The sequence below is a fragment of the Micromonospora sp. NPDC005194 genome, assembly GCF_040608335.1.
GTDB lineage: Bacteria > Actinomycetota > Actinomycetes > Mycobacteriales > Micromonosporaceae > Micromonospora.
Genome location: NZ_JBEXIA010000054.1, coordinates 25369 through 31890, shown reverse-complemented (window position 1 = coordinate 31890; position 6522 = coordinate 25369). Strand labels below are relative to the sequence as shown.

At 75.8% G+C, this 6522-nt stretch carries 5 protein-coding genes and 1 pseudogene; 2 read left to right on the top strand and 4 right to left on the bottom strand.

Annotated elements, in window-relative coordinates:
- Positions 1-819, top strand: a pseudogene (locus ABZU53_RS29730) (hypothetical protein); the annotation flags it as partial.
- A 188-nt stretch (positions 820-1007) separates the two neighbouring features.
- Positions 1008-1349 carry an RNA polymerase-binding protein RbpA gene (locus tag ABZU53_RS29725; RefSeq protein WP_046564157.1) on the top strand — a complete coding sequence of 114 codons (342 nt, stop codon included), beginning with the start codon at positions 1008-1010 and terminating at the stop codon, positions 1347-1349.
- A 60-nt stretch (positions 1350-1409) separates the two neighbouring features.
- On the opposite strand, the gene ABZU53_RS29720 is transcribed toward ABZU53_RS29725, so the two are convergent.
- The 4 genes from ABZU53_RS29720 to ABZU53_RS29705 form a co-directional block, all read right to left on the bottom strand.
- Positions 1410-1934: an FxsA family protein gene (locus ABZU53_RS29720; RefSeq protein ID WP_354863318.1), complete on the bottom strand. Its 525-nt coding sequence runs from the start codon at positions 1932-1934 to the stop codon at positions 1410-1412.
- A 65-nt stretch (positions 1935-1999) separates the two neighbouring features.
- Positions 2000-2809, bottom strand: coding sequence for a polyprenol monophosphomannose synthase (locus tag ABZU53_RS29715; protein WP_355068858.1), 810 nt, complete (start codon positions 2807-2809; stop codon positions 2000-2002).
- Positions 2810-2843: 34 nt separating this feature from the next.
- Positions 2844-4475 (bottom strand): apolipoprotein N-acyltransferase, encoded by a 1632-nt coding sequence (gene lnt, locus ABZU53_RS29710; protein ID WP_355068864.1) that lies wholly within the window; start codon positions 4473-4475, stop codon positions 2844-2846.
- A 676-nt stretch (positions 4476-5151) separates the two neighbouring features.
- The gene (locus ABZU53_RS29705; protein WP_355068856.1) at positions 5152-6489 is read right to left on the bottom strand and encodes a glutamate mutase L; all 1338 of its coding nucleotides are present in this window, start codon (positions 6487-6489) and stop codon (positions 5152-5154) included.
- Between the last annotated feature and the right edge of the window lie 33 nt (positions 6490-6522).

The following is a 6522-nucleotide window of genomic DNA, read 5'->3' as shown; positions in this document are numbered from 1 at the left end:
TGGTTCGAGTGGTCCCGCAGCCTGGACGACCCGACCGAGTACGTCCGGGTCGAGGCCTTCCGCGACGACGCGGCGGCGCTGACGTCGTGCCGCGCCACCGCGGCCGACGAACGGGCGCAGCACGCCGAGGCCGCCCGCGATCAGGCGCGGCACGACGTCAGCGCCGCCGAGGCCCTGCGCGCCCAGGCCGAACGGGACCGGGACCAGGCCCGCAACGAGGTGCGTGACCTGCGGGCGCAGCGCGACACCGAGCGGCAGCGCGCGGCCGACCTGACCGTCGAGCGGGACGCGGCGCGGGCTGACGCCGAGCGGGCCAGCCGGGCAGCCGCCGAGGCGACCGAGCGGGCCGGACGATGGCAGGCCGAGGTGCAGGACGTACGCCGCCAGATCGACCAGGCCCGCGCCGACGCCGCGCGGACCCGCGCCGAGGCCGCCGACGCGGCCCGGGCCCGGGAACAGGCCGACCGGGCCCGCGACCGCGCCCAGGTCGCCGCCGCCGAAGCCGACGACGCCCGGCAGGAGGCCGCCGAGCTGGCCGCCCGGCTGCGCGCGGAGTTGACCGCCACGGCCGCGCAGCGCGACGCCCTCACCGCCGACCTGACCGCCGCGCGGCAGGCCGCCGCCACCGCCGAGGGCCGGCTGACCGCCCTGACGGTACGGCTCGACGCCGCCGAGGCCGACCGTGACGTGGCGCAGCGGCGGGTGGCGCAGCTCGGCGACCAGGTCAGCGACCTGGCGTTGGCGCTGGCTCGCCTGGGCGCCGCCGCCCCCGGCGGTGCGGGCGCTTCCGATCGGGGTGCGCAGCCGGCGCAACCTTGACCTTGTCCGGGCGGTTAACATCCCCGGTGGCAGTCGCGACACGCCACCGCCGTGGCGTCACCGTCTCAGCCGGCTACCCTTGGGTCCGGCTCACCCGTGGACGCCTCACGCCCTCGGGCGGGAATGGGGCGACGGGAAAGCACCGTTACACCCAGAAGACCAGCACCACGAACGAGGGGAAGTCGATCATGGGCGAGCGTATGCTGCGCGGAAGCCGCCTGGGCGCGGTCAGCTACGAATCCGACCGCAACACGGAGCTCGCGCCGCGTCAGACCCGCGAGTACCTCTGTGCCAAGGGCCACCAGTTCGAGGTGCCGTTCGCCGTCGACGCCGAGGTCCCGACGACCTGGGAATGCAAGTTCGACGGCAGCGTCGCCCGACTCGTCGACGGCAGCGAGCCGGAGCAGAAGAAGGCCAAGCCGCCGCGTACCCACTGGGACATGCTGCTGGAGCGGCGCTCGATCGCTGAGCTCGAGGACATCCTCGCCGAACGCCTCCAGGAGGTTCGGACCCGCCGCGGCCGCGCCTGAGCCGCACCCGCACGACACGGCGCCCCCGGGGATTCCCCGGGGGCGCCGTCATGTGTGCGCTCAGTTGCGGCCCGGCTCGACGATCTCACCCTCGATGGCCCGGCCGCCGTCGACGACCACCGGCTGCTCCGGCTCCGGACGCGGCGTCGGCTGCGGCGCGCCCTGGCGCACCCGCACCGTACGCGGCCCGAACAGGTCACCGGCGACCATCGACGACACCCGCCGCTCGGCGGTGCGTTGCACCCCGGAGCGGGCCAGGCGACGCACCGGCGGCACCATCAGCAACAACCCGACCAGACCGCTGAGAAGACCCGGCGCCGCCAGCAGCAGCGCGCCGGCCAACCCGACGAGCCCGTCGGTCACCTGCCGCCCCGGTGGCTGCCCGGCCTGCGCGGCGGTGCGGAACCCGCGCCAGGCGCGCATTCCCTCCCGGCGCAGCAGCACCAGCCCCAGCAGCGACGCGGCGAACACCAGCAGCACCGCCGCGCCGAACCCCACCGCCCGCCCCACCAGGACGAACACCGCCAACTCCAGCACCACCGCCAGCAGCAGGGCGATCGGCACGAACCTCAGTCCTCGGCGCATCTCACCTCATCGCCAATCCGCGGCACACCGACACGTACCGCACATCCAGCATGACACGGCCGCGCTCACGGCCACCGCACCTGACCCGTGGGGGTGCCGTGCAGGCCCCGGCGTACGGCCTGCCGCCGGTCCTGCACACCCCAGCGGGTGATCCGCCACAGCGCCTCGGCGACGATGCGCGGGCTCATCTTGCTGTCGCCGCGTTCCCGCTCGGCGAACGTGATCGGCACCTCCACGATCCGCACCCCGGCCCGGTGGGCGAGCCGCGACAGCTCCACCTGGAACGAGTAGCCCTGCGAGCACACCGACTCCAGGTCGATGGCGTCCAGGGCGCTGATCCGGTACACCCGGTACCCGCCGGTGGCGTCCGACACCGGCATGCCCAGCGCCAGGCGCGCGTACAGGTTGCCGCAGCGCGACAGCAGCAGCCGCCGCAGCGGCCAGTTCACGACCTGCGCGCCGCTGGTCCACCGTGACCCGATCACCACGTCGGCGTCGCGGGCGGCGTCCAGCAGCGCCGGCAGGTCCTCGGGGGCGTGTGAGCCGTCGGCGTCCATCTCCACCACGGCCTGGTAGCCGCGCTCGCGCGCCCACCCGAACCCGGCCAGGTAGGCGGCGCCGAGGCCCTGCTTGCCCTCGCGGTGCAGCACCTGCACGTGCGGGTCGCCGTCGGCGAGCGCGTCGGCGATCGCGCCGGTGCCGTCGGGACTGTTGTCGTCGGCGACGAGGATCTGCACGGCGGGGGCGGCCCGGCGGACCCGCCCCACGATCGCCGCGACGTTGTCGGCCTCGTTGTAGGTGGGGATCACCACGAGCACCCGACCCAGGCCGGGCACCTCGTCCGGACGCCGGATCGTATCGGTCGCCTGGATCACGGTTCCTCCGCTCCCGCCGGCGTACCGGCTGTTGCTATCCGGGCACGACCCGCTGCCGTCGGCGCAGCACGCCCGCTCCGGCCAGGGCGGCCACGGCCAGCCCAGCGAGGGCCAGCTCCGGCCACCAGCCGAGGCGGGTGGCGAGGGTACGCCCGCTGTCGAGCCGTAGCTGCCGCACCACGACCTCCCGGGTGTTGAACCCGGTGGCGTCGCTTACCCGCCCATCGGGGGCGACGAACCCGGACACCCCGACCGTGGAGGCCATCAACGCCGGCCGGCCGTGCTCCACCGCCCGCAGCCGCACCATGGCCAGCTGCTGGCGGGCCTCCGCCTCGTCGAAGGTGGCGTTGTTGGTCTGCACCACCAGCAGCTGCGCGCCGCCGGTGACGGTGTCGCGGACCACCTCGTCGTAGGCGACCTCGAAGCAGATGACGTCGCCGAGCACGGCCGGGCCGGCGCGTACCACGCCCGGGGTGCTGCCGGGCACGAAGTCGCTGCGGATCAGGTCGACCTTGTCGCTGACCATGCGGGCGATGTCGCGCAGCGGCACGTACTCGGCGAACGGCACCGGGTGGCGTTTGGTGTAGAGCTGCGCCATGTCCGCGCCGGTGTCGGGCCGCCACAGGATGCCCGCGTTGCGGACCTGCCCCGGGCCGGGGCCGAGCAGCACCGCGCCGACCAGGATGGGCGCGCGGATCGTGTCGGCGGCCTGGGAGATGCGGGCCCCGGCGGCGGGGTTGCGCAGCGGGTCGATGTCGCTGGAGTTCTCCGGCCACACCACCAGGTCGGGTTGCCGCTCCGCGCCGGCCGCGACCCGCGCGGCCAGTTCCAGGGTGGCGTCGACGTGGTTGTTGAGCACCGCCTGGCGTTGGGCGTTGAAGTCCAGCCCGAGGCGCGGCACGTTGCCCTGCACGATGGCCACGGTGACGGGCGCGCCCGACCCGGCGGCGGCCAGCGGCACCAGCAGACCCGCCCCGGCCAGCGCGACCGCGGCGACGGCCGGCACGGCCACCGGCGTCCATCGCCGCGCCGACCCGGCGCCGCTGGGCCGGGTGGCCGGTTCGATGTCGCTGGTGTCGCGGGGGCGGCTGGTCGCGTCGGTGTCGCCGAGGCCACCGGTCGTGTCGGGGTCGGTGCGGCTGGTGGGGCGCAGGGTGGCCCAGGCGTGCCAGCCGGCGGTGACCAGCAGCCCGCCGATGACCGCCACCGCGAAGGTGACCAGCGGCGCGCCGCCGAGGGCGGCCAGGCGCAGCAGCGGCGAGTCGTCCTGGGTGAACGCGAGCCGGCCCCACGGGAACCCGCCGAACGGCGTACGGTCGCGCAGCGCCTCCTGCCCCACCCACAGCAGCCCGGTCAGCGCCGGCAACGCCCAGCGGCTCCGGTCGGCCAGTGGTGACACCCAGGCGGTGGCGGCCCCGAGCAGCGCCAGGTAGCCCGCCTGTAGCAGCGACAGCAGCACCCACGGCAGGTAGCCGGTGTGCAGGTTCGTCCAGGCCAGCAGCGGCGCGAACAGCGCCACTCCGGTGAGGAAGCCCACGCCGGCGCCGGCGCGCAACCGCCGTCGGTGGGCGGCGGCGGCCAGCAGCGCCACGCCGACCGGCGCGAGGGGCCACACCCCGTACGGCGGGAACGCCAGCAGCAGGGCCAGCCCGGCGGCGACAGCCATCGGCGCGGCGACGCGCAGCGGCAGTGGCCGAGCCACGGCGACCGGCGCGCTGATCACCGTGGGGGCCTGGCTCTCGTCGCGGTCCAGGGTCGTCACCGCTGCTTCACCTCGATCACCCGGCGAAGGCTACCCGGCCGTCGCCCCCACCGGCCGCATCGGCCCACGATGAGGGGCCCGCCCGACCCCTGCTCCGCGATCTTGCACTGTCGGTCGTCGACGCAAGGGGCGTTCCCGCTCATGTCGACGACCGAACCTGCCAGATCGGCGCGCGAGTGGGGCGGGGGTATGAAATCGGGGCGCGGCTTGCGCCGCGCCCCGATGCTCCCAGGCCCTCCCCGGCCGGTGCGGCGAGGATGGGGCACGCCGACCTTCGGACCGACCAGGCGGTTGACTGGCTGCCCCCGCCGGGCCGTTGTCTACTGGCCGTGCACCTCACCCTGCCCGTACACCGGTAACCGCGACCGGTTCGCGCCGCCCCGCCGACCCCCGCCCGCTGGACCTGGCCGCCGCGACGATGACGCTGAAAATGTCGCTCGGCCAGCGGACGAAGGGACGAAGCGAACAACAGCCGCTTCCCGTGGTAGGACTCAAAGACGGTACGTGCTGCACCCCGCCTCCTGTCAACCCACCCCCGGCCTGTCGTGTGTTGCGCCACGGCGTGTCGGGTCGGCGTGTCTCACTGCGTGCTCAGATGGTGGCGCAGCAGCGCCCCCGCGGCCGTCCGGTGCTCCTCGGCGAGCAACCCACCGGCGGCCAGCACGTAGTCGACGTCGACGACCGCGCGGGCGGCGCGCGGCAGCGCCCACCCGCCCGCGTGATCGGCCAGGACCGCCGCCAGGACCTGCCCGGACGCGTCGGCGGGCGCGTGCCGCAGCACCCCACCGGAGCCCACCAGCAGCCGCACGTCGCGCAGGTCCCGCCCGGCCCGCTCGCCGGTGGCGGCGCCCCGGGCGTGCCGGCGCAGCGCCACCGTCGCCGCCAGGGTGGCGATCCGGGCGTCCACGGCCCGCTCGACGTCGTCGGCGGCCAGGAAGGCCGGGTCGGCGGCCCGCCGGTCGGCGGCGGCGGCCAGGTCGTCGGCCTCGTCGGCGGCGAGCAGCCGCTCCTCGGCGGCGGCGCGCACCACGCCGGGGGCGCTCCACCGCATGCCCAGATCGCCCTCGACGGTGCGGGCCCGCCACAGACTGCCCGCGACCTCCCGGCCCGGCCCGGTGGCGCGCTCGTCGGGCGTGAGGACCGAGTACACGTCGGTGGTGGCCCCACCCACGTCGACGACGGCGAGGTCCCCACCGATGGTGTCGGCGAGCACCTCCACGCCGGTGAGGACCGCGTCGGGCGTGGCCGCCCGCACCAGCCGCGCGAACCGGGTGCCCCTGGACAGTCGTTTGCCGCCGATGACGTGGCGCAGAAACACCGCGCGGATCGCCGCGCGCGCCGACGCCGGGGCGAGCACCCCGATGCGGGGCAGCACGTTGTCCGCACCGGTCACCGGCACCCCGGCGGTCTCCAACAGCCCGGTCAACTCCGCACGGACGTCGCTGTTGCCGGCCAGGACGACCGGCACCCGCCAGCGGGCTCGGGCCAGGCGGGTGGCGTTGTGGGTGATCGTGTCGGCGTCGCCGCCGTCGGTGCCGCCCACGAGCAGCACCACGTCCGGCCGGGCCGCCCGCAACGCCGTCAGGTCGGCGGCGCCGAGCCGACCGGCCGCCACGTGCACCACGTGCGCGCCGGCCGACAACCCGACCCGCCGGCCCGCCTGCGCGGTCACCAACGCCTCGTAGCCGAGCACGGCCAGCCGCAACCCACCACCGGCCGACGAGCAGACGTACCACGGCACGTCCCGCGCCCCGAGCCCGGCGGTGGCCGCCGCGACGGCGGCGTCCAGGCCGTGCAGCACGTCGCTGCCCACCGTGGTGGGCGCGGCCGCCGCGCCGACGAGGACACCGGCGGCCAGGTCCACCACGGCCGCCTTGGTGTACGTCGAGCCGACGTCCGCGCAGACCGCCAGGGTCACGAGTTTCCCTGTTCGCGACTGCGGGGCTCGCAA